We start from the raw sequence: 19,411 nt of genomic DNA, 5'->3' as shown, positions 1-19,411 counted from the left end.
TTGTTATACTTATAAAAACCGCCACTCAGGCGGTTTTTTTATTCATATCCAATACTTTTGAATTCTCCAAAAAAATGAAGATTTTACCTGTCCTCAAATTGCATTTTTGTTAATTAACTTTTTATTTTTTTAACATCCTTAATTTTAATTAACATTTTTTTAGTAATTTAGGATTTTCAATAAATAGTTAGTAACCAAAAAATTGTAGATAGTATGAATTCGAAATTTACCTCCCTGGTCCGAATATTACTCGGACTCGTTCTTTTAGTTTTTGGATTGAACAAGTTTTACACGCTACCTTTTATTCCAACGCCTAAACTTCCTGAACAGGCCGCAGACTTTATGGGTTCGTTAGCGGCAACAGGCTATGTACTGCCTATCATTGGTATCCTTGAAATTTTCATCGCATTGCTTCTTTTTACAAAAAACTGGATTGCATTTGCGTTGATTTTACTGGTTCCAATTTCTCTGAATATTCTTCTATTCCATTTATTTCTGGATATTCCGAGCATAGGCGGCGCTATTTTAGTAGCCGTTCTCAATGGTATCTTAATCTACAAACATTGGCCGCAATACCGACCACTTTTTAACTAATTACTAACTAATGATTCCCTATTTTTGTAAGAATCAAAAAACATTTTAATGAAAAAAGTATTATTAACCATGATTGCAGCATCAGCACTTCTATCTTGTAAAGAAGAAACTAAAGAAGAAGCCATAGTGCTGAAATATCCTGAAACAAAAAAGGTTGACACCACTAACACTTACTTCGGAACTGAAGTAAAAGACCCTTATCGCTGGCTGGAAGATGACAAATCTGCCGAAACTGCCGCCTGGGTAAAAGCCGAAAACGAAGTAACTTTTGGCTATCTTGAAAAAATTCCTTTCCGCAAAGAGATGAAAGACCGTCTTGAAAAGCTTTGGAATTATGAAAAGATTTCTGCCCCAACACAAGAAGGAGATTATACGTATTACTTTAAGAACAATGGACTGCAAAACCAATCCGTAATGTATCGAAAAGACAAGAGCGGTAAGGAAGAATTATTCCTTGACCCGAATACCTTCTCCTCAGACGGAACAACGTCTTTATCGTCTGTTGAATTTTCAAAAGACGGTTCTTTGGTAGCCTATTCGATTTCAGAAGCAGGTAGTGACTGGAATAAGATTATCATCATGGATGCTGTGAGCAAGAAAAAACTCGAAGCTGAATTGGTTGACGTAAAATTCAGCGGTATTGCCTGGATTGGCAACGAAGGTTTCTACTATTCAAGCTATGACAAGCCAAAAGGAAGTCAGCTTTCTGCTAAAACCGACCAGCACAAATTGTATTTCCACAAGTTAGGAACGTCGCAAAAAGAAGATAAGGTTATTTTTGGACAAAATGAAAAAAGAAGATATGTAGGCGCCAGCGTAACAGAAGACGACAAATACCTTGTAATTTCTGCTTCAAATTCTACTTCCGGAAATGAGTTATACTTTAAAGACCTTAGCACTCCTAACAGCAAAATAGTCAACATTATTGATAATTTTGACAGTGACAGCTATATTATGGATAACGTTGGAACGAAATTATATATCGTAACCAACCTGAATGCACCGAACCAAAAAGTAGTTACGGTTGACGCTTCAAATCCAAAACCTGCCAACTGGAAAGACTTTATTGCAGAAACAGAAAATGTGCTATCGGTTTCTACCGGTTCGGGCTTTATTTTCGCCAACTACATGAAAGATGCCGTTTCACAGGTAAAACAATATGATTATGACGGAAAAATGGTTCGTGAAATCAAATTGCCGGGAATAGGTTCTGCAGGTGGTTTTGGAGGTAAAAAAGAAGATAAGGAACTGTATTATTCATTCACGAACTACACAACTCCGGGAACAATCTATTCTTTTGAACCTAAAGGTGGCGTATCTGCTGTATATGAAAAACCAAAAGTAGATTTCAATTCTGCCGATTATGAAAGCAAGCAGGTATTCTACAACTCAAAAGACGGCACCAAAGTACCGATGATTATTACCTATAAAAAAGGCATAAAACTCGACGGTAAAAACCCGACTATTCTTTACGGATATGGTGGTTTTAACGTAAGTCTTACACCTGCTTTCAGCATTACCAATGCGGTTTGGTTAGAGCAAGGCGGCGTATATGCCGTTCCAAACCTTCGCGGTGGTGGTGAATATGGAAAGAAATGGCACGATGGTGGAACGCAGATGAAAAAACAAAACGTATTTGACGATTTCATCGCGGCAGCAGAATACCTGATTGCACAGAAATACACCTCATCTGACTTCCTGGCTATACGAGGCGGTTCTAATGGAGGGCTTTTAGTAGGAGCTACTATGACCCAAAGACCGGACCTGATGAAAGTGGCACTTCCGGCTGTTGGTGTATTGGATATGCTTCGTTATCATACATTTACTGCCGGAGCAGGATGGGCTTATGATTACGGAACAGCAGAAGATTCAAAAGAGATGTTTGAATATCTGAAAAAATATTCTCCGGTGCACAATGTAAAAGAAGGTACCAGCTATCCGGCAACCCTAATTACTACCGGTGACCATGATGACAGGGTAGTTCCTGCGCACAGCTTTAAGTTTGCAGCAGAGCTACAAGCCAAGCAGAAAGGAAACAATCCGGTATTAATCCGTATTGAAACCAATGCCGGACATGGCGCCGGAAAACCGGTTTCCAAGACTATCGAAGAAGCGGCAGACATCCTTTCGTTTACCTTATACAATATGGGAATTCGCGAATTGAAAAAATAAACCGATTTACTCAAATAAAAAAAGCATCCTTAGCGGGATGCTTTTTGTTTTTAATAAAATCTCAGACGTTATTTCAATTTGACTTTAACAACTTCACCGTCTTCTTTAATCTCTACAAATTCTTCAAGTCGTTCATTGTGATCCACAGTGTAGTATTTCTTTTCATAATGATTGGCTTGCGTACCGTAACTTCCATAACTGGTTCCCGTAAGTTGGTCATACGAACCTGTAGAACTCCAGGTCATAAAACCCTGCAGAAAATATTTTCCAGGTTTCATATCCGGAAAAGTAAACTTTCCTGCACTGTTCGTTATGGCTTCAAGCCTATACTTGTATGCCGCATCAGACATATAAACATACCTGCGCTTTTTTAAGTTTTCCTTACTTTTTCGAAGTTTGTACCATGCTTCAAAATAAGGCGTGACCGGAAACAACACAATCTTGATATTACCGGCATAAATTCTAGGTTGTGAAAATATTGGTCTGGTAAAGGCAACACCCGTAATTTTCCCTTTGCCTAATGCCAGGGCTTTTTTTGCCTGTATGGAATCAAAAACGACTTCAGGATAAAGGGTTGTGATTTTTTCTTCTTCTTCTTTTTCAACATACTGTGCCTGGATGTTCTGGTTAAGGCAGAACATAAAAAAAACGGAACATAAGAACTTTAAATTCATAGCAATTTTTATTTTGGGTTATATATTGGTTTTAAAAAAAACCGGTCGTTTTTGGATTGAATGATAAAATTAATAACCTCATTGCAGAATATGTTCAAAACAGCAATCAAAATATATAAAAATACCTGATATCAGGTAGATTTAGAGGATTTTACAAAATCAATTTGTACTATTTTGATACGTTTAAAAACAAAAAAACTGCCGGAAAAAGCAGTTTTTTTTTAAGGATATAGTATTGCTACAAAGTTTTATTTGAGAGAAAGCTTTTGCAATAACTCTTCAGAAATATCATCAATATACATTCCGTAAGAAGTTACCAGAATACCTTTTACTCCATCTTTTGATTCAATACCATAAACGGTCGATTCTTCATCCGGATTGGTATCACCTTCATAACGGTAAACTTCAACAATCTCGAAATCGTCGATATGGTAATTACTGGAATTTGCAGTCAAAAAATTTCCTTCTATATTAAAATCGACCATAAATCCGGCATCTCTTAATTGTTTTATGGCTTCCAGCACTGTGGCATATTTATATTGAGCACTCATGTAAAAAGGTTTTGGTTATGTTCCTAAAGTTAGGAAAAATATCAATGCCTGAGACCTAATACAGCAAATATGTCGCGCCAATAGAGCCGTAAAAATAGTTTTCCATTCTGTCATTCCGCAATTCCTTACTCCTGAAAACGAAAAGGTAATGAAGGTTCCAATGGTCTTTTCTGTAACGGAAACCCGCTTCTCCGTTAAAACGTAATGGCACAAGATTATAAGTTACAGGACTGTTGTCGTTAAAAAGCCGACCCTGTATCGTGGCATCATAAACCTGAACATTCAGATTCGGATTGATGTAGAAATAAAACTCCGACTGTTCTTTATATTTTGCCTTATCCGCATTTAATGACGCGCCATACAGTCCCGAATCATAAACAGGCAACAATGTTTTTTTAAGACTGATTCGTGCCAGCGGACCTACTGTAATTCCGGTAAACACCGTCCCTAAATTTGCTTCACCCTGAATATGGTAGTCGATTTTATCCGTGTGTTTTGGACCAATCTTTTTAGAATAGAACAAACTTCCCTGTACGGCTATTCCGTTATGAATCTGATAATTCCATCCTTCCACATCTTTATAACCAAAAGCTTTATGAAATAATTTCTGAAAGCCCTCAGCCTGTGAATTGGGACCAATAACACCGAGCTGTGTTCCTAACTTCAAAACCGATTCGTTTTGGTAAAATTTTGCAAATCCCGCTTCTCCGAAAAGATAGCCTGCAAAAGGACGGTCGTGCTTTGAAATGGAAGCCGCTTCAACAGTGTGTGGATTATAAATGTATTGTCCAACCCTGAATTCGGTTGTTTTTTTATTGACTTTTGGGTTCTCGTTGTGATTCAGGTACCGGTAGAAAATCTCGATACCATTCGTATAATACTGGTCATTGACCGTAGAGGTAAACAGGTCGTTATCTATTATTATTCCTATTTCTCCATTTCTTTGCTGAGCCATGAGCGGCAATGCAAAAATCAGTAGCAAAAACAAAGAAATTTTCCGGCACATACATCAATAGTCTAGCTTGACATAATTCATGTGTTTCATGATTCTGCCTTTTCTTCTTTCAATATAGGCCGACGAATTGGTCGCCTTGAATTTTCGGGGATTAGGAAGTATGGCAGCAATTCCGGCAGCTTCTCTTTTTGAAACCTGAGAAGCATCTTTACTGTACCAATATTGCGATGCTGCCTGTACGCCATACACGCCATCTCCCATTTCGATACTGTTGAGATATACCTCCATAATACGTTCTTTGCCCCAAAACATTTCAATCAGGACTGTAAAATAAGCTTCAAGCCCTTTTCGCAGATAGCTCCTTCCCTGCCAAAGAAATACATTTTTTGCTGTTTGTTGTGAAATGGTGCTTCCTCCTTTCAGCTTTCTTCCCCGTGAATTATTTTTGTAGGCTTTTTGCAAGGCTTTAAAATCAAAACCATTATGGCTTAAAAAGGTCCCATCTTCACTGGCAATAACAGCCTTTTGAAAGTTAACGGAAATATCTTCAAGTGGCACCCAGTCATGGCTGCAAGTCATTTCTTTTCCTGCTTGCTTTTGTTCCAGAGCACGAATACCCATCAGAGGTGTAAACGGAACAGGAACAAATTTGAAAAGGATGACAAAAAAAACTGAGATTCCGAAGAACCAAAGCGCACACTTCCATAAAAACCTGAATATTTTTCTCAACATATGAATATAAAAACTTAACTATTTTTTTAGCCTGTTACCAAATCTGCCAATTCCTGACCTACAAGGCTGCCAATTGCAACTCCCATGCCTCCCAGTCTTACGCCGCAATAGACATGTTCGGAAAGTTTTTCAACAATAGGCTTTTTGCTTGAACCCATTCCCATAATACCACTCCATCGGTGTTCGATTTTGAAATTGTGCCCCGGCAAAATTACTTCTTTTAAAATTTCCTCAAGTTTATTTTGGATTAAATCTGTCTGTCCGAATGTTGATGTCGTTTCGCCCTCAAAATCAAGATTCCTTCCTCCTCCAAAAAGAATACGGTCACCAAAATTTCTAAAATAATAATAACCTCTGTCAATATGGAAAGTTCCTTTTATGTCCAGATTGGGAATTGGTTCTGTGATTAGCACTTGTGCCCTGGCCGGCTTTACGGCTCCGTTAGTCAGTTTTTCTGCAAATCCGTTGGTAGAAAACAACAGTTTTTTTGCGCTGAAATCAAAATCATCGGTGCTGATTTGAACGCCTTCCGAAGTTTCATGATAGGCAACCACGTTCTGTCTGTTAAGAATAAGAATATTCGCGGCAATTGCCTGCTTCAACAAAGCTTCCATCATGTTTCCGGTATCAATCTGACCTTCAAAAGGATTAAAAACAAGATATTCATGGATGCCTCTAAAATCAAAACGGTCAATTTGCTTAGCAAAAACATCCGCCTTGAATAAGGGCTTCAACACCTCATTAATAAATGGTATTTTTTGAAGACATTCGTTATAATGACTTTCCGAGTCTTTAAGAAAAAGCTCATAACCGCCATATAATTTATAATCAATAGCGGCATCACCCAATCGGTTCCTAAGCAGTTGCAATCCCTGCCAACGTTTTCGGATTAGCTGTATGACTTCTTCCTCAGAATGGTTCCTGAGGTCGTCTATAATTTCAGAAATACTACCAAAGCAGGCAAATCCGGCATTTTTAGTACTCGCTCCTTGCGGCAGAAATCCTCTTTCCAAAACAAGAATTTTGCTTTCCGGAAATTTTTCACGGAGTCTTAAAGCCGCATGAAGCCCAACAATTCCGCTTCCAACTACAGCAAAATCTATATTTGAAAACCAGTTTTTGAGTTCCCAGTAGCTTAGATTTGCTTTCATCATTGATTTATTTTGGTTCTGAAATAGACAATTTCCAATTGCCGCCTACAAGATTATGCTCCTTCCTGACCGTCTTTTGGTGCAGTTCTTTTCTTCAGGTAATTGACAACCAGCGGAACAGTAGTAATGGCAACAATACCTAAAACAATAAATTCGATATGTGCTTTCAGGTCGATTTCAAATTTTGTCAGGAACAGGTCATAAAGATAATGTCCTGCAAAAATAAGCGTGAAGGCCCATAAAAACGAGCTGACAATATTATAGAACATGAATTTCTTTTTCTCCATAGAAACAATGCCTGCCACAATTGGCGCAAAGGTTCTGATGATTGGGACAAAACGGGCAAAAATGATAGCTCTCCCGCCATGTTTTTCAAAAAACACCCTTGATTCTATCAGGTATTTTTTCTTGAACCAGAACGTATCTTTTTTGTTATAGAGATAGTAGCCGCTTTTTGCTCCAAACCAATATCCGAAAGTATTTCCAAGTATTCCGGCTGTCGCTATCATGGTTGACAAAACGACCAGATTTACAAAATCACTGTTGATGGTAAAAAGTGTCGATGTCAGTTCTGTACTATAAATTCCCGACAAGAACAACAGACTATCGCCCGGCAGAAAAAACCCGGCAAAAAGCCCTGTTTCTGCAAATACGATAAATAAGACAACATAAATTCCTATTGGAACACCGCTGATTTTTAAATTAATATAGAATTCCGGATTCAATAATTGAGTCCACTCAAAGCTTTCCATCGTTATGCTGTTTCTTGTGTTACTGTTTCAGGTTCTGATTCCCATTTATCAACTGCCGTTGTTGCCAAAGCATTTCCTAATACGTTGGTCATACTTCTTGCCATATCGCAAAAGTGGTCGATTGGCAAGATGAGTGCAATTCCTTCCGGCGGAATTCCAAACATGGCACAGGTGGCTACAACTACAATCAGCGAAGCACGGGGCACACCCGCAACTCCTTTACTGGTTAGCATCAGTACTAAAAGCATCGTAAGCTGTTCTCCCAATGACATATGTACGCCATAAACCTGCGCAATAAAAATACTGGCAAAAGTCATATACATCATGCTTCCGTCCAGGTTAAAAGAATAACCTAACGGCAATGTAAATGAAACTATTTTGCTCTTACAGCCAAAACGTTCTAATTCTTCAACAAGTTTTGGAAATACGGCCTCGCTTGAAGTTGTGGAAAAAGCGATAAGCAACGGACTTTTTATCCTTTTCAGCAAAGTCCACAATCGGTTGCCTAAAATCATATATCCAACTAAAAGCAATAGTATCCACAGCACCACAATTCCGAGAGCAAAATCAACTAAATATCGGGCATACAGGCTAAAGATTTCAAAACCATAATTAGCAACTGCTGCTGCAACCGCCCCAAAAACACCCAAAGGAGCCGTCCACATAATGTAGGTCACCATTTTCAGGATTACGTGCGAAACAATATCAAGGGATTTAATAATCGGATTGCCAATCTTGCCCATTGATGACAAGGCAATTCCAAAAAGTATGGCAAAAATTACAATCTGAAGAATTTCATTGGTTGCCATAGCTTCGATTACACTTTTAGGCACCACATGGGTTACGAACTGCTCTAAAGAAAATGAATTGGTATTTTTCAGCAAATCATCAGCAGATGACAAATCATCCATTTTTATAGAAGTTCCCTTGCCCGGCTTCAACCAGTTTACCAGTACCAATCCAACCGACAAGGACACTAATGATGCCGTAATAAACCAGGCCATGGCCTTGGCACCAACTCTTCCTACCATTTTCATATCGCCCATTTTGGCTATTCCAACTACCAAAGTCGAAAACACTAACGGAGCAATAATCATTTGCACCAAACGGATAAAAATCGTTCCAAAGAGTTTTATATTTTTGGCAAACTCTGCTTTTCCATCCGGATATTGGTAATGCACAAAAGCTCCTAAGCCTACCCCAAGAACCAAAGCAATGATAATCGCTATAAATAGTTTATTGTTGTTCTTCAAACCGTAATTATTTTAGTTCGTGAAAATAGTTATATTTTTTGACACCCTCATTTGAATGGCCTTAAATTCTTAATTTTTTACCTAAAAAAGCTTTTTCAGCAAAAAAATCACCTCATTTCATAATTACAAATAATCCAACAATAACAATACTTACAAGTTATATTTATAATTTTTTAATATTTTATTTGATTATTTATAACAATATAAAGAAAATTGATATACATTTGATATAACCAAATTTAACCAACCTACTAATTTATGAAGCAGATTCTACTATCAGTGGCCTTATTGGCTTTCACTGGATTTTCGTTTGCGCAAAATGGAAAATCGCCCTGGAAAAAAACAGACCTAAAAAGCAGCGTCACAATTTTTGAAAATCGGACGCCTCTTCCCACAAAGAACCTATTCGAACTGGACATTACTTCATTAAAAAATGAATTGTCAAAGGCACCGCTTCGAAACAAATCAAAATCAGATGTCATCGTTTCCATTCCCAATGCAGAAGGAATTTCCGAACAGTACCGCATCTTTGATGTCCAAACCATGGAGGCTGAACTTGCTGCCCGATATCCGGAAATCAAATCCTATATTGGGATTGGAATCACAGACCCGACCGCAACAATTTATTTCAGCGTTTCGCCACTTGGGTTTCAGGGAATGAAACTGGCAGCAGACAAGCCTGCCGAATTCATCGAGCCTTTTTCAAAAGATTTAAAAACCTATGCTGTCTTTAAAAGAGCAGACAAAAGAATGGGTTTCACAAAATTTGAATGTCAGGTAATCGACCATGCAAAAAACGAGATGGACTCTAATCTGGCACAACGCCCGAATGCAGACGACAGCACGTTGAGAACCTATCGATTGGCCATGTCGGTTACGGGAGAATATACCACCTATCATGGAGGAACCAAAGCCCTTGCCTTAGCGGCCATCAATAATACGATGACACGGGTTAACGGTGTGTTTGAAAAAGATTTCGGCGTTAGGATGGTTCTTATTTCCAATACAGATGCCGTAATTTACACCAATGCATCAACCGACCCGTATGGCAGTACGGATGCGAATTACAATTCACAATTGCAATCTACCCTGACCAGCGTAATTGGAAATGCCAACTATGACATTGGGCATTTGATGTCGGCTATTGGAAACAATGGAAATGCAGGATGTATAGGATGCGTATGTGCTTCCGGAAAAGGCAGCGGATTTACGACCAGTACCGTTCCTGTAGGCGACAATTTTGACATTGATTTCGTAGCCCATGAAATGGGACACCAATTCGGGGCCAACCACACCTTTACCTTCAGCAATGAAGGAACCGGTGTACAAAATGAGCCGGGAAGCGGCACAACAATTATGGGATATGCCGGAATCACGGGAGCTACAGACGTACAACCGCATAGCGACCCTTTCTTTCATGCCGTAAGCATCCAGCAGGTTACAAATTATGTAAAAACAACCACCTGTCAAACCAATACAGCAACAGGCAATGCCGTTCCAACAGCTAATGCAGGTGCCGATTATACGATTCCAAAAGGAACTCCTTTCCTACTGACAGGTTCCGGCACCGATGCAAATGGCGATACATTGACCTATTGCTGGGAACAGATGAATTCAGGAACTTCAAGCACTACCTATCCGAGCGCTACCGCCACGTCAGGTCCTGCTTTCCGCTCCTTCGTGCCTTCAACTTCAGGTATTCGTTATTTTCCAAGACTGGAAACCATCAAAACAGGTGCAACAACCTGGAAATGGGAAGCCGTCCCAAATGTAGCAAGAACGTTAAATTTTAGATTGACAGTGAGGGATAACAAAGCAGGCGGACCGGCAAATAATAGTGATGATACGGTCATTACTGTAAACGGAACCGCAGGGCCTTTTGTAGTAACAGCACCAAACACGGCTGTTTCATGGACAGCAGGAACTTCCCAAACTGTAACCTGGAATGTAGCAGGAACAACAACTAATGGAGTAAATGCCGCAAACGTAGACATCTTGTTATCTACTGATGGTGGTGATACCTACCCAATTACGCTACTGGCCGGAACTCCAAATGACGGAAGTCAGGCCATTACCGTTCCGAATAATCCCGGCACACAAAACAGGATTATGGTCAAAGGGTCAAACCATATTTTCTTTGATATCTCCAATACCAATTTCACCATCACAGCCGGTTCAGGCGATACGACAGCTCCAACAGCACCGACAAGTCTGGCAGCTTCGGGCACTACACAAACAGCTACAAATTTATCATGGACGGCTTCTACAGACAATATTGCCGTGACCGGATATGAAGTATATCAAAACGGCGTACTGAAAACCACCGTAACCACTACAACCTATCCCGTAACAGGATTGACACCATCTACCGCCTATTCTTTTTATGTAAAAGCCAAAGATGCGGCAGGTAACTTATCAGCATCAAGCAACACAGTCAACATCACAACATTGGCAGGAGCTGCATCCTATTGCACTTCTAAAGGAAACAGCGTGGCAGATGAATATATTGGAAGAGTTCAATTGGGAACCATCAATAACACATCGACAGGAGGAACCGGATATACTGATTTCACCTCTATTTCAACCAACCTGAACAAAGGAACAGCCTATACAATTACTGTAACGCCAACATGGACAGGAACTTCTTATTCCGAAGGTATCGCTGTTTGGATTGACTACAATGGTGATGGCGATTTTGATGATGCAGGAGAATTGGTTTGGAGCAGAGCCGCATCAACAGCAACACCGGCAAGCGGTTCATTTACAGTTCCGGCTACGGCTGCAACGGGCGCAACCCGAATGAGAGTGTCGTTGAAATACAACGCTATTCCAACAGCCTGTGAAACTTTTTCTTATGGAGAAGTAGAAGACTATACCGTAAACATTCAGGCCGGAACTACTGACACCACACCTCCAACTGCCCCAACAGGCCTGACTGCCACAGCAACTACACAGACAACCACAAACCTGTCCTGGACAGCATCTACAGACAATGTTGCCGTTACCGGATATGAGGTATATCAAGACGGCGTTTTAAAAACAACCGTAACCACAACTTCCTATGCAGTAACCGGATTGACAGCAGCTACCGCCTATACTTTTTCTGTAAAAGCAAAAGATGCCGCCGGAAATTTGTCGGCTTCAAGCAACAATACCAATGTAACCACCTTGTCAAACTCCGTTTCCTACTGCGCTTCGCAAGGAAATAGTGTAGCCGACGAGAAAATAGGACGCGTGCAGTTTGGCACTATTGACAACACCTCAACCGGAGGTACCGGATACACCAACTTTACTTCCATCTCGACCAATGCCACAAGAGGAGCAACATACACCATAACCATAACGCCTTCCTGGACAAGCACCGTTTATAGCGAAGGCTATGCAGTTTGGATTGACTATAATGGCGATGGCGATTTCACCGATTCCGGAGAACAGGTTTGGACAAAAGCGGCTTCAACTACAACCCCTGTAAGCGGCAGCTTTACGATTGCTGCCGGAGCTACTTTAGGAGCTACCCGTATGAGAGTCTCTATGAAATATGACGGAATTCCTACCGCCTGCGAAGCCTTTTCTTATGGACAAGTGGAGGATTATACCGTAAATATTGTAGCTACAGCAAGAGGAGAAAATAACATACAAAATGAAATCAAGCTATATCCGAACCCGGCTTCTTCGGTTATCAACCTGACATCGGTTTCAGAAAAAGCCAGTTTCAGAATACTAAACATGCTTGGACAGGAAGTCTTGAAAGGAAAAATTCAGGACGGCACCATTTCCGTTGCTTCTTTGAATGACGGAAACTATATCGTTGAAATTAATGACAATGAAATTGTATCTGTTAAACGTTTCATCAAAAAATAATTCTTTCTCATTTTTGCAGAAGGCTGTCTTTTCGGACAGCCTTTTTTTATTGCTCTTATTATGGTATTTGAATAAATGTTTACCTTTAAGCCTTTATTTAACAGCATTTGAAATGAAAAAAATTCTTTTTTTAACCATTAGCATGATTGGATTAACGGCTACCGCACAAAACTTAATGACTCCCGAACTGCTTTGGCAGCTAGGACGGGTCAGCCCTCTCGGCATCTCAAAAGACGGGAAAAACATAATCTACAAAGTTTCGATTCCTTCTGTAGAAGAGAACAAGTCAAACTCTAAATTTTACAGCATTCCAATTTCAGGAGGAAATCCGACCGAAGTTGCAGACTACACCACTCTTGTTCAGGACAAAAACATTTCTCCAGACGGAAAGCTTTTACTGGCAAGTAAAGAAGTAAAAGTCGGGAAGGTTTTAGGGAAAGACTACTATCCTAATTTAGAGAAATCGAATGCTCAGGTTTATGACGGGCTGAATTACCGCCACTGGGATACATGGAATGACGGAACGCACAATCACGTGGTTTTTTCAAATGTAAACGACAAGGAAAACTTTACGGACATCATGAAGGACGAGCCGTATGATTCACCTCAAAAACCTTTTGGAGGAGACGAGGACTATATCTGGTCACGTGATGGCAAAAGCATCGTTTATGTTTCTAAAAAATTAGAAGGTACGGCCTATGCACTTTCTACCAATACCGACCTTTACGAATATGACCTCGCCACAAAAACCACAAAAAACCTTACGGAGAAAAATCCGGGCTATGACACGGCTCCGCAGTTTTCTCCAAATGGCGACCTTACCTGGTTACAGATGAAACGTGACGGATATGAGGCCGACAAAAATGACATTATTGTCCGTTTTAAAGGAATGGACATCAATCTTACATCCGGTTGGGACGGAACAGTGGAAAGCTTTACCTGGAGCGCCGACGGAAAAAAAGTATATTTCCTGGCACCAATTAACGGAACAAAACAATTGTTTGAAGTTAATTTCCCGGGATTGACAAGAATTGCCATTACAGTAAGACAGCTTACGGACGGTGATTTTGACGTAACTGACATTGTTGGTTTTTCAGGAGATAAGGCTATTGTTGCCAGAACAGATTTTAACCATGCGGCAGAAATCTATTCGTATGACCTGAAGAAAAAAACATGGGCACAAATCACAAAAGTAAATGATGCTGCTTACTCAAAAATTGCACTTAGCAAATTTGAAAGACGTTATGTAACCACTACAGACGGAAAGAAAATGCTGGTTTGGGTGATTCTTCCCCCTAATTTTGACAAGAACAAAAAATACCCGACACTTTTATATTGCCAGGGAGGTCCGCAGTCTGCCTTAACACAATTCTATTCTTTCCGATGGAATTTCCAGGTTATGGCAGCACAAGGTTATATTGTAGTAGCGCCAAACCGAAGAGGAATGCAGGGTCATGGAGTAGAATGGAACGAACAAATCAGTAAAGATTGGGGAGGCCAGGTAATGGACGACTACCTTTCTGCCATTGATGATGTTGCAAAAGAAAACTATGTTGACAAAACAAGACTGGGGGCCATTGGCGCAAGCTATGGGGGCTATTCTGTGTTTTACCTGGCAGGAATCCACCAAAAAAGATTCAAGACATTTATAGCACATTGCGGTGTTTTCAACCTTCAAAGTATGTATGGCACAACCGAAGAAGTATTCTTCACGAATTGGGATTCCGGAGGACCATACTGGGAAGCCGGTAATGCAGCGGCACAAAAAACCTATTCGCAATTCAACCCAATCAACAACGTGAGCAAATGGGATACTCCTATTCTAATCTTCCAGGGAGGAAAAGACTACCGTGTTCCAATCGGACAAGGACAGGAAGCTTTCCAGGCCGCACAATTGCAAGGTATCAAAAGCAGATTTGTTCTTTTCCCGGATGAAAACCACTGGGTACTCAAACCTCAAAACGCCCAGGTTTGGCAGAAAGAATTCTTCAGATGGCTGAAAGAAACATTATAAAAACAAAAAATCCCCTGAGAATTTTTCTCAGGGGATTTTTTGTTGCGTTATATATTTTTTTTATTTCTTGACAATTTTGAAAATCTCTTTGCCTTTTTCTGTGTTGGCATGAATTACATAATTGCCGCTGGTAAGAGACGAAATATCCAACTGTCCCTGATTTGAATTAATTGTAGATTCTAATACTTTTTGCCCTAACAGATTAAACACTGTCACATCAGAAATTGTCTCGCCGCTTGAAAGATTCAACAATCCTCCTGTTGGGTTTGGATAGTATTTTACTAATGATTTTGAAAATTCATGAAGTCCAAGAGCATTGCCTTTTACTTCCAAGGCATCAACCGTTGTAGAATATCCGTAATCGGTTTCAACTTCCACCGCAATCTGGTAGGTTGCAGAAGGTGACGGAAGTGCAATATCGCCTGATGAAGTCCAGGTTCTGACATCAGAATGGAACTCCGCAATTTGTACCCATGCCGCAGATTCGGATGTACGATAAAAAATCCTTAGCCAATTCTGGTCCGGATTCCAAAAAGGATTTCTGAAATAAAAACTAACCGATGGATTACTTACAGCCGACAAATCCAGCACGGGACTCACCAGTTTGGTTTTGTCAAAATCGTGTGAAGTTCCGGGATAATTGGCAAATTTAACGCCTTCATAGGCCGTTACTCCGCCTCCACCTGTAGACGGCGAAGTAGCAAATGTCCACGACATATTATTTACTTCATAAATTTGGGTCCAGGCACCTCGGGATGGCGAATTGTCCTCAAAAGTTTCCATCCACGGAAACGTTGAAATCTGTGCATTAGCTCCAAAAGCCAATACAAATAATACCACAGTCAAAAAAGACTGTCTTTTGATTGGGGCAAAAAACAATTTTTGATGGTAATTTTGTTTCATAATGATTAAATTTTGATTATCGCAACATTTCAAATATATCAAAATTTAATTCAAAACATACAAAATATTCTCATTTTTAATTAATTACATAAATTATAATCAATAAAAATAGCTAAAACACCATTAAAAATTAAAAAGAAATAAAAAAACCGGCTTTCTCAGCCGGTTTTTCCTCACTCTAATTGTTGTAGTAATTTCTGGGCGTTCTCATAATCTTCCGCGTCTTCAGGAATTTGCCGAAGCAATTCTTTACATTGCTCATAATCAAGTTGTTTCAATTCAGACAATGCCAGATACCAGGTTGCTTTATTTTTATAAACTGAATTTCCGTTCCTGATGGATTCCAAAAGCATTTCCGCCTTTTTAAAATGGTTTGTTTCTATCAAGGCTATAGCATAAAAATATTGGTATTCCGGATTATCTGCATTTCTTATTTCTTCAAACGATGCCACTGCCTCAGCATATTTTTTTTGGTTGAAAAAATCCTGAGCATTTTTTAAATTCTCGTCATTCGTACTTCTTTCCACAAAAGCCGCATTCTCATGCTGGCTGTAATCGCTATATTCCGGCATGGAGTCTTTATTAAAAATCCAGGTTCCCAGAAGCAACAGCACTGATGCCGCAGCAGCATAATGCCAGGGCTTAATTGAAATGACTTTAGCCTTCTTTTTACCTTCAGCAAAATAGCCCTCAGAAATGGACTCTAAATTTTTCTTGAAAGCCATGGTTTCCGGCGAAAATTTCTGCTTTACAAAAGCCGTTGTCTCTTTATACAATTCAAAGCTTTCCTTAAACTGTGAATTATCCCGGAGTTCCGATTCAAAATCCAGACGTTCTTCCTCTGACATTTCATTATTGAGGTAGTTTTCAAAACGGATGTATGCCTCTTCATTCATAATAACCTTATTTTTTTAGCGATTTATATCGGTTCGACTGCTGAATCATTTCTGTTAACTGCCCTGTGCAAAGTGATTTCTTCTTTCGCACATAACCGTATGTCACATTAAGCTGACGGGCCACCTCTTCCATCGTTTTCAAGACAAAACTGAGCTTGAGAACTTCCTGACACTTTTCGCCAAGTTTCCGGAACATTTCATCAAACAGTGATTGTCTTTCATCAAAAGATTCTGATTGCAGGACCAGTTCATAGGCTGATTCGTCTGTAGATACAATGTTGTCATTAATTGTTACCCCTTTATTAGAAGGTTTTTTTAATTCATTGAGCCATTTCCTTTTGCAGAGCAGAAAAAAATAGGCTTCAAACGGACAGGTGAGCTGCAATCCTTTTGTTTTTGCCTGATGGTAAATAGTCACAAGAACTTCCTGAACGACATCGGCCGCATTATCATCATCGCCGCTATTGGTACGGATATAGTTTTTGACTTTAGGGACAAAATTTTTATAAATGGATTTGATAACTGCCGAATCATTTTGCAGCAATCCTTCAATATAAAATTGGTCAGAATGAATACTCTTTTCTGTCATAACTGCCTTGTTTACTGCTAATGTAGAAAAAATAAAAACACAAGGGTAACAAATTTGGCACAACAGGTATGTAGGTATACAAAGCACATCAATTTCCGGTAGGGTAACAATTCAGAAAGACGATTGATGTACTGACAGAAACAAAGACAATAACACTAAAAAATTTAGAAATCATGAAAAAGTCCATTTTAACATTAGTAATGATAGCATTGTCGATAAGCGCAAATGCTACAGAAAAAAGAACTGCCGTAAATAATGAAAACACTACAGAAATCACAGCAGACAAAATCATAATCGTATATGACTGGAGCGTAAAAACTGACCAGGGAAGCTATTCCGGTACCGCACGGTCATTAGAAAAAGCAGAAAGCAGGATTGCCATGGCAGCTGCCGGCGAAATTATTCTTGATAAAAAAATAGAAAGCTATTACCAATTAGCAGACGAAGCCTCTAATCCTATGCTACGCTTGTATTTCTGGGAAGTAGAAACCGTAAACGGTACTGCCAAAGGATTTTCAGGTTCTGAAAACCATGCCTTGAAAATGATTCAGTTAATCAGCACAAACGATATCCTTACTTATAAAATCATACGAAGTGCAGAATTTGAGAGGTAAGCCCGTCAAAAAAACTAGCGAACAATTAATCCAATTAAAAACAGTAGAAATTATGAAATCATTCTTTAAAAAAATAGGAATCCTGTCTATCGCCTCTTTTTCACTATTGAGCTGTGACACGAACGACGACAACAACCAAAACCTGAATCCATTCCCTACAAGCAACGAATTGAATGCTTTATTCTCTGAGGCTATTAATTCAAGAAAACAGGTTTTTACAATCGATGCGTCAACTACCAATTATCTTACTACAACACAAGGAGCCATAATCCAGTTTAACGCAGGAGCTATCACGCTTAATTCTACTCCGGTTGCAGGCCCTGTTACGGTAGAGGTCATAGAAATTTACCAACGGGGTGACATGCTGGTAACCAACAAACCCACTGTAGCCAAACTTCCGGGCAATAATTTCGAAATATTGACTTCTGGCGGGGAAATTTATGTCAATGCAAAACAAAACGGCCAGCAATTGGCAACATCGGGTTATGTGATACAAATTCCCGCAGCATTGACCGGAGGACTTGACACCGATATGGATGTTTTTACCGGAGAGTTTTTACCTGATGGAAATCTGGTCTGGGTACAGCAAAACCAATGGGATTTAGGATTTGGAAATAGTGCTGCGCCAGCCTACACTACTTTTTCTGCCAATTTTGGATGGACCAATGTAGATAAATTTTACACCCATCCGAATCCAAAAACTACTATTAACGTCATTCCTCCTGCCGGTTACACCAATGCAAACAGCGAAGTTTTTCTTTCGCTTGACGGAGACGACAACTCCCTGGTTAATTTATTTGGAGACCCTTTAACGCAAACATTTACATTCAACAGCTATCCGGCTTTCCCAATCGGACTGGAATGTCATATCATATTTATTTCTGAAGAAAACGGAATGTGGAAATACGGAATAAAACCGGTTACTATACAGGAAAATGGCACTTATACTTTTTCTGCCGGCGAACTCAATACGGCCAGTGAAGCCAATCTTGTACAGATTATCAATAACCTTCCATAAGATGGGTAACAATTTCAAGACACAATTGATATAAGAACAGTTAACACAAAAAATAGAAATCATGAAAACAAGTTTTACAAAAATCGGATTAGTATTCTTAGGCCTCTTTGCAACCATAAGCTGCAATAATGATGATAATCAAAATCAGCCAGTGCCTGCCGGTTGCAACACGGCCAATTCCGAATTCAGTCAGCTATATACCACAACCCTGGCAAGCGACCCTTCTTTTACTGATGTCACGACAATGGATTTGCAGACTCACGAATATACTTTCGTGTTGAGCGCGAATAAAACAGTATGCTCCATAGGCTATCAGGGAAATGCGAATCTTTATACTGCCAATATTCCCTATCTGATTGAAATTGTAGACAATAGTACCAATACCGTTGTCTATAGCGGAAACCACGTTTTTGATTCTGCTCTTACAGACTATGTTTCAATAACACCTACTGCCTTAACAGCCGGAACTTCTTACACGCTAAAGAGAACAGTCACAAATTATTTAGGAAACATTGGAAACACCGTTGGAAGATTACTGCGATTTAACGGACCTAGCCCGTATCCTGTATCAAATACACTGATGACAATTACCGCTTCTGACTTTTATGGAACAGGAGGCCCGGTACCGGATTTCGGAATTCCTTACATCGACATTGTTTTTCAATAACCAGGGGTAACATTT

At 39.6% G+C, this 19,411-nt stretch carries 17 protein-coding genes; 7 read left to right on the top strand and 10 right to left on the bottom strand.

Going from position 1 to position 19,411, the window contains the following annotated elements:
- Positions 1–213 precede the first annotated feature (213 nt).
- Positions 214–594 carry a hypothetical protein gene (locus B0G92_RS03940; protein WP_056067752.1) on the top strand — a complete coding sequence of 127 codons (381 nt, stop codon included), beginning with the start codon at positions 214–216 and terminating at the stop codon, positions 592–594.
- Between the two features lie 48 nt (positions 595–642).
- On the top strand, positions 643–2,766 hold the full coding sequence (locus B0G92_RS03935; RefSeq protein ID WP_056067751.1) for a prolyl oligopeptidase family serine peptidase: 2,124 nt from the start codon (positions 643–645) through the stop codon (positions 2,764–2,766).
- Positions 2,767–2,834: 68 nt separating this feature from the next.
- On the opposite strand, the gene B0G92_RS03930 is transcribed toward B0G92_RS03935, so the two are convergent.
- The 7 genes from B0G92_RS03930 to B0G92_RS03900 form a co-directional block, all read right to left on the bottom strand.
- Positions 2,835–3,440, bottom strand: coding sequence for a carboxypeptidase-like regulatory domain-containing protein (locus B0G92_RS03930; protein WP_143394992.1), 606 nt, complete (start codon positions 3,438–3,440; stop codon positions 2,835–2,837).
- Positions 3,441–3,688: 248 nt separating this feature from the next.
- Complete coding sequence (locus B0G92_RS03925; protein ID WP_101471160.1) at positions 3,689–3,991, bottom strand: hypothetical protein; 303 nt, start codon at positions 3,989–3,991, stop codon at positions 3,689–3,691.
- Positions 3,992–4,046: 55 nt separating this feature from the next.
- On the bottom strand, positions 4,047–4,973 hold the full coding sequence (locus tag B0G92_RS03920; RefSeq protein ID WP_245867693.1) for a lipid A deacylase LpxR family protein: 927 nt from the start codon (positions 4,971–4,973) through the stop codon (positions 4,047–4,049).
- Positions 4,974–5,000: 27 nt separating this feature from the next.
- Positions 5,001–5,678, bottom strand: a complete 678-nt coding sequence (gene mtgA / locus B0G92_RS03915) for a monofunctional biosynthetic peptidoglycan transglycosylase (protein WP_101471158.1) — start codon at positions 5,676–5,678, stop codon at positions 5,001–5,003.
- A gap of 26 nt (positions 5,679–5,704) precedes the next feature.
- Entirely contained in the window at positions 5,705–6,832 is a 1,128-nt protein-coding gene (locus B0G92_RS03910) for an NAD(P)/FAD-dependent oxidoreductase (RefSeq protein WP_245867691.1), read from the bottom strand.
- A gap of 50 nt (positions 6,833–6,882) precedes the next feature.
- Positions 6,883–7,581 (bottom strand): DedA family protein, encoded by a 699-nt coding sequence (locus tag B0G92_RS03905; RefSeq protein ID WP_056067741.1) that lies wholly within the window; start codon positions 7,579–7,581, stop codon positions 6,883–6,885.
- Between the two features lie 2 nt (positions 7,582–7,583).
- Positions 7,584–8,834, bottom strand: a complete 1,251-nt coding sequence (locus tag B0G92_RS03900) for a dicarboxylate/amino acid:cation symporter (RefSeq protein ID WP_101471157.1) — start codon at positions 8,832–8,834, stop codon at positions 7,584–7,586.
- 258 nt (positions 8,835–9,092) lie between these two features.
- Here B0G92_RS03900 and B0G92_RS03895 point away from each other — a divergent pair, with 258 nt between their 5' ends.
- Together B0G92_RS03895 and B0G92_RS03890 are read left to right on the top strand one after the other, a co-directional pair.
- A complete protein-coding gene (locus tag B0G92_RS03895; protein ID WP_101471156.1) occupies positions 9,093–12,695 on the top strand; it encodes a reprolysin-like metallopeptidase in 3,603 nt (1,200 codons plus the stop codon).
- A 112-nt stretch (positions 12,696–12,807) separates the two neighbouring features.
- Positions 12,808–14,709, top strand: a complete 1,902-nt coding sequence (locus B0G92_RS03890) for a S9 family peptidase (protein ID WP_101472018.1) — start codon at positions 12,808–12,810, stop codon at positions 14,707–14,709.
- A 60-nt stretch (positions 14,710–14,769) separates the two neighbouring features.
- Here the strand turns inward: B0G92_RS03890 and B0G92_RS03885 are convergent, their stop codons facing one another.
- The 3 genes from B0G92_RS03885 to B0G92_RS03875 all read right to left on the bottom strand — a co-directional run bounded on the left by B0G92_RS03885 (position 14,770) and on the right by B0G92_RS03875 (position 17,097).
- On the bottom strand, positions 14,770–15,612 hold the full coding sequence (locus tag B0G92_RS03885; protein WP_101471155.1) for a T9SS type A sorting domain-containing protein: 843 nt from the start codon (positions 15,610–15,612) through the stop codon (positions 14,770–14,772).
- 173 nt (positions 15,613–15,785) lie between these two features.
- Positions 15,786–16,508 (bottom strand): tetratricopeptide repeat protein, encoded by a 723-nt coding sequence (locus B0G92_RS03880; protein WP_101471154.1) that lies wholly within the window; start codon positions 16,506–16,508, stop codon positions 15,786–15,788.
- Positions 16,509–16,515: 7 nt separating this feature from the next.
- Positions 16,516–17,097, bottom strand: a complete 582-nt coding sequence (locus B0G92_RS03875; protein WP_056067730.1) for an RNA polymerase sigma factor — start codon at positions 17,095–17,097, stop codon at positions 16,516–16,518.
- A gap of 173 nt (positions 17,098–17,270) precedes the next feature.
- Between B0G92_RS03875 and B0G92_RS03870 the strand changes: the two genes are divergently transcribed.
- The 3 genes from B0G92_RS03870 to B0G92_RS03860 all read left to right on the top strand — a co-directional run bounded on the left by B0G92_RS03870 (position 17,271) and on the right by B0G92_RS03860 (position 19,396).
- Positions 17,271–17,711, top strand: coding sequence for a hypothetical protein (locus tag B0G92_RS03870; RefSeq protein WP_121366403.1), 441 nt, complete (start codon positions 17,271–17,273; stop codon positions 17,709–17,711).
- A 52-nt stretch (positions 17,712–17,763) separates the two neighbouring features.
- Entirely contained in the window at positions 17,764–18,729 is a 966-nt protein-coding gene (locus B0G92_RS03865; RefSeq protein ID WP_143394991.1) for a hypothetical protein, read from the top strand.
- Positions 18,730–18,790: 61 nt separating this feature from the next.
- Positions 18,791–19,396, top strand: a complete 606-nt coding sequence (locus B0G92_RS03860; protein ID WP_101471151.1) for a hypothetical protein — start codon at positions 18,791–18,793, stop codon at positions 19,394–19,396.
- Positions 19,397–19,411 lie beyond the last annotated feature (15 nt).

The sequence above is a fragment of the Flavobacterium lindanitolerans genome, assembly GCF_002846575.1.
GTDB lineage: Bacteria > Bacteroidota > Bacteroidia > Flavobacteriales > Flavobacteriaceae > Flavobacterium > Flavobacterium lindanitolerans.
Note: the sequence above shows the minus strand (reverse complement) of the source record. Positions and strands in the feature narration are given on the sequence as shown.

Bases quoted from the DNA above. Each gene is read 5' to 3' on its own strand.
- B0G92_RS03940 (WP_056067752.1), top strand. From the start codon at position 214: ATGAATTCGAAATTTACCTCCCTGGTCCGAATATTACTCGGACTCGTT.
- B0G92_RS03935 (WP_056067751.1), top strand. From the start codon at position 643: ATGAAAAAAGTATTATTAACCATGATTGCAGCATCAGCACTTCTATCT.
- B0G92_RS03930 (WP_143394992.1), bottom strand. From the start codon at position 3,440: ATGAATTTAAAGTTCTTATGTTCCGTTTTTTTTATGTTCTGCCTTAAC.
- B0G92_RS03925 (WP_101471160.1), bottom strand. From the start codon at position 3,991: ATGAGTGCTCAATATAAATATGCCACAGTGCTGGAAGCCATAAAACAA.
- mtgA (WP_101471158.1), bottom strand. From the start codon at position 5,678: ATGTTGAGAAAAATATTCAGGTTTTTATGGAAGTGTGCGCTTTGGTTC.
- B0G92_RS03910 (WP_245867691.1), bottom strand. From the start codon at position 6,832: ATGATGAAAGCAAATCTAAGCTACTGGGAACTCAAAAACTGGTTTTCA.
- B0G92_RS03905 (WP_056067741.1), bottom strand. From the start codon at position 7,581: ATGGAAAGCTTTGAGTGGACTCAATTATTGAATCCGGAATTCTATATT.
- B0G92_RS03895 (WP_101471156.1), top strand. From the start codon at position 9,093: ATGAAGCAGATTCTACTATCAGTGGCCTTATTGGCTTTCACTGGATTT.
- B0G92_RS03890 (WP_101472018.1), top strand. From the start codon at position 12,808: ATGAAAAAAATTCTTTTTTTAACCATTAGCATGATTGGATTAACGGCT.
- B0G92_RS03885 (WP_101471155.1), bottom strand. From the start codon at position 15,612: ATGAAACAAAATTACCATCAAAAATTGTTTTTTGCCCCAATCAAAAGA.
- B0G92_RS03880 (WP_101471154.1), bottom strand. From the start codon at position 16,508: ATGAATGAAGAGGCATACATCCGTTTTGAAAACTACCTCAATAATGAA.
- B0G92_RS03875 (WP_056067730.1), bottom strand. From the start codon at position 17,097: ATGACAGAAAAGAGTATTCATTCTGACCAATTTTATATTGAAGGATTG.
- B0G92_RS03870 (WP_121366403.1), top strand. From the start codon at position 17,271: ATGAAAAAGTCCATTTTAACATTAGTAATGATAGCATTGTCGATAAGC.
- B0G92_RS03865 (WP_143394991.1), top strand. From the start codon at position 17,764: ATGAAATCATTCTTTAAAAAAATAGGAATCCTGTCTATCGCCTCTTTT.
- B0G92_RS03860 (WP_101471151.1), top strand. From the start codon at position 18,791: ATGAAAACAAGTTTTACAAAAATCGGATTAGTATTCTTAGGCCTCTTT.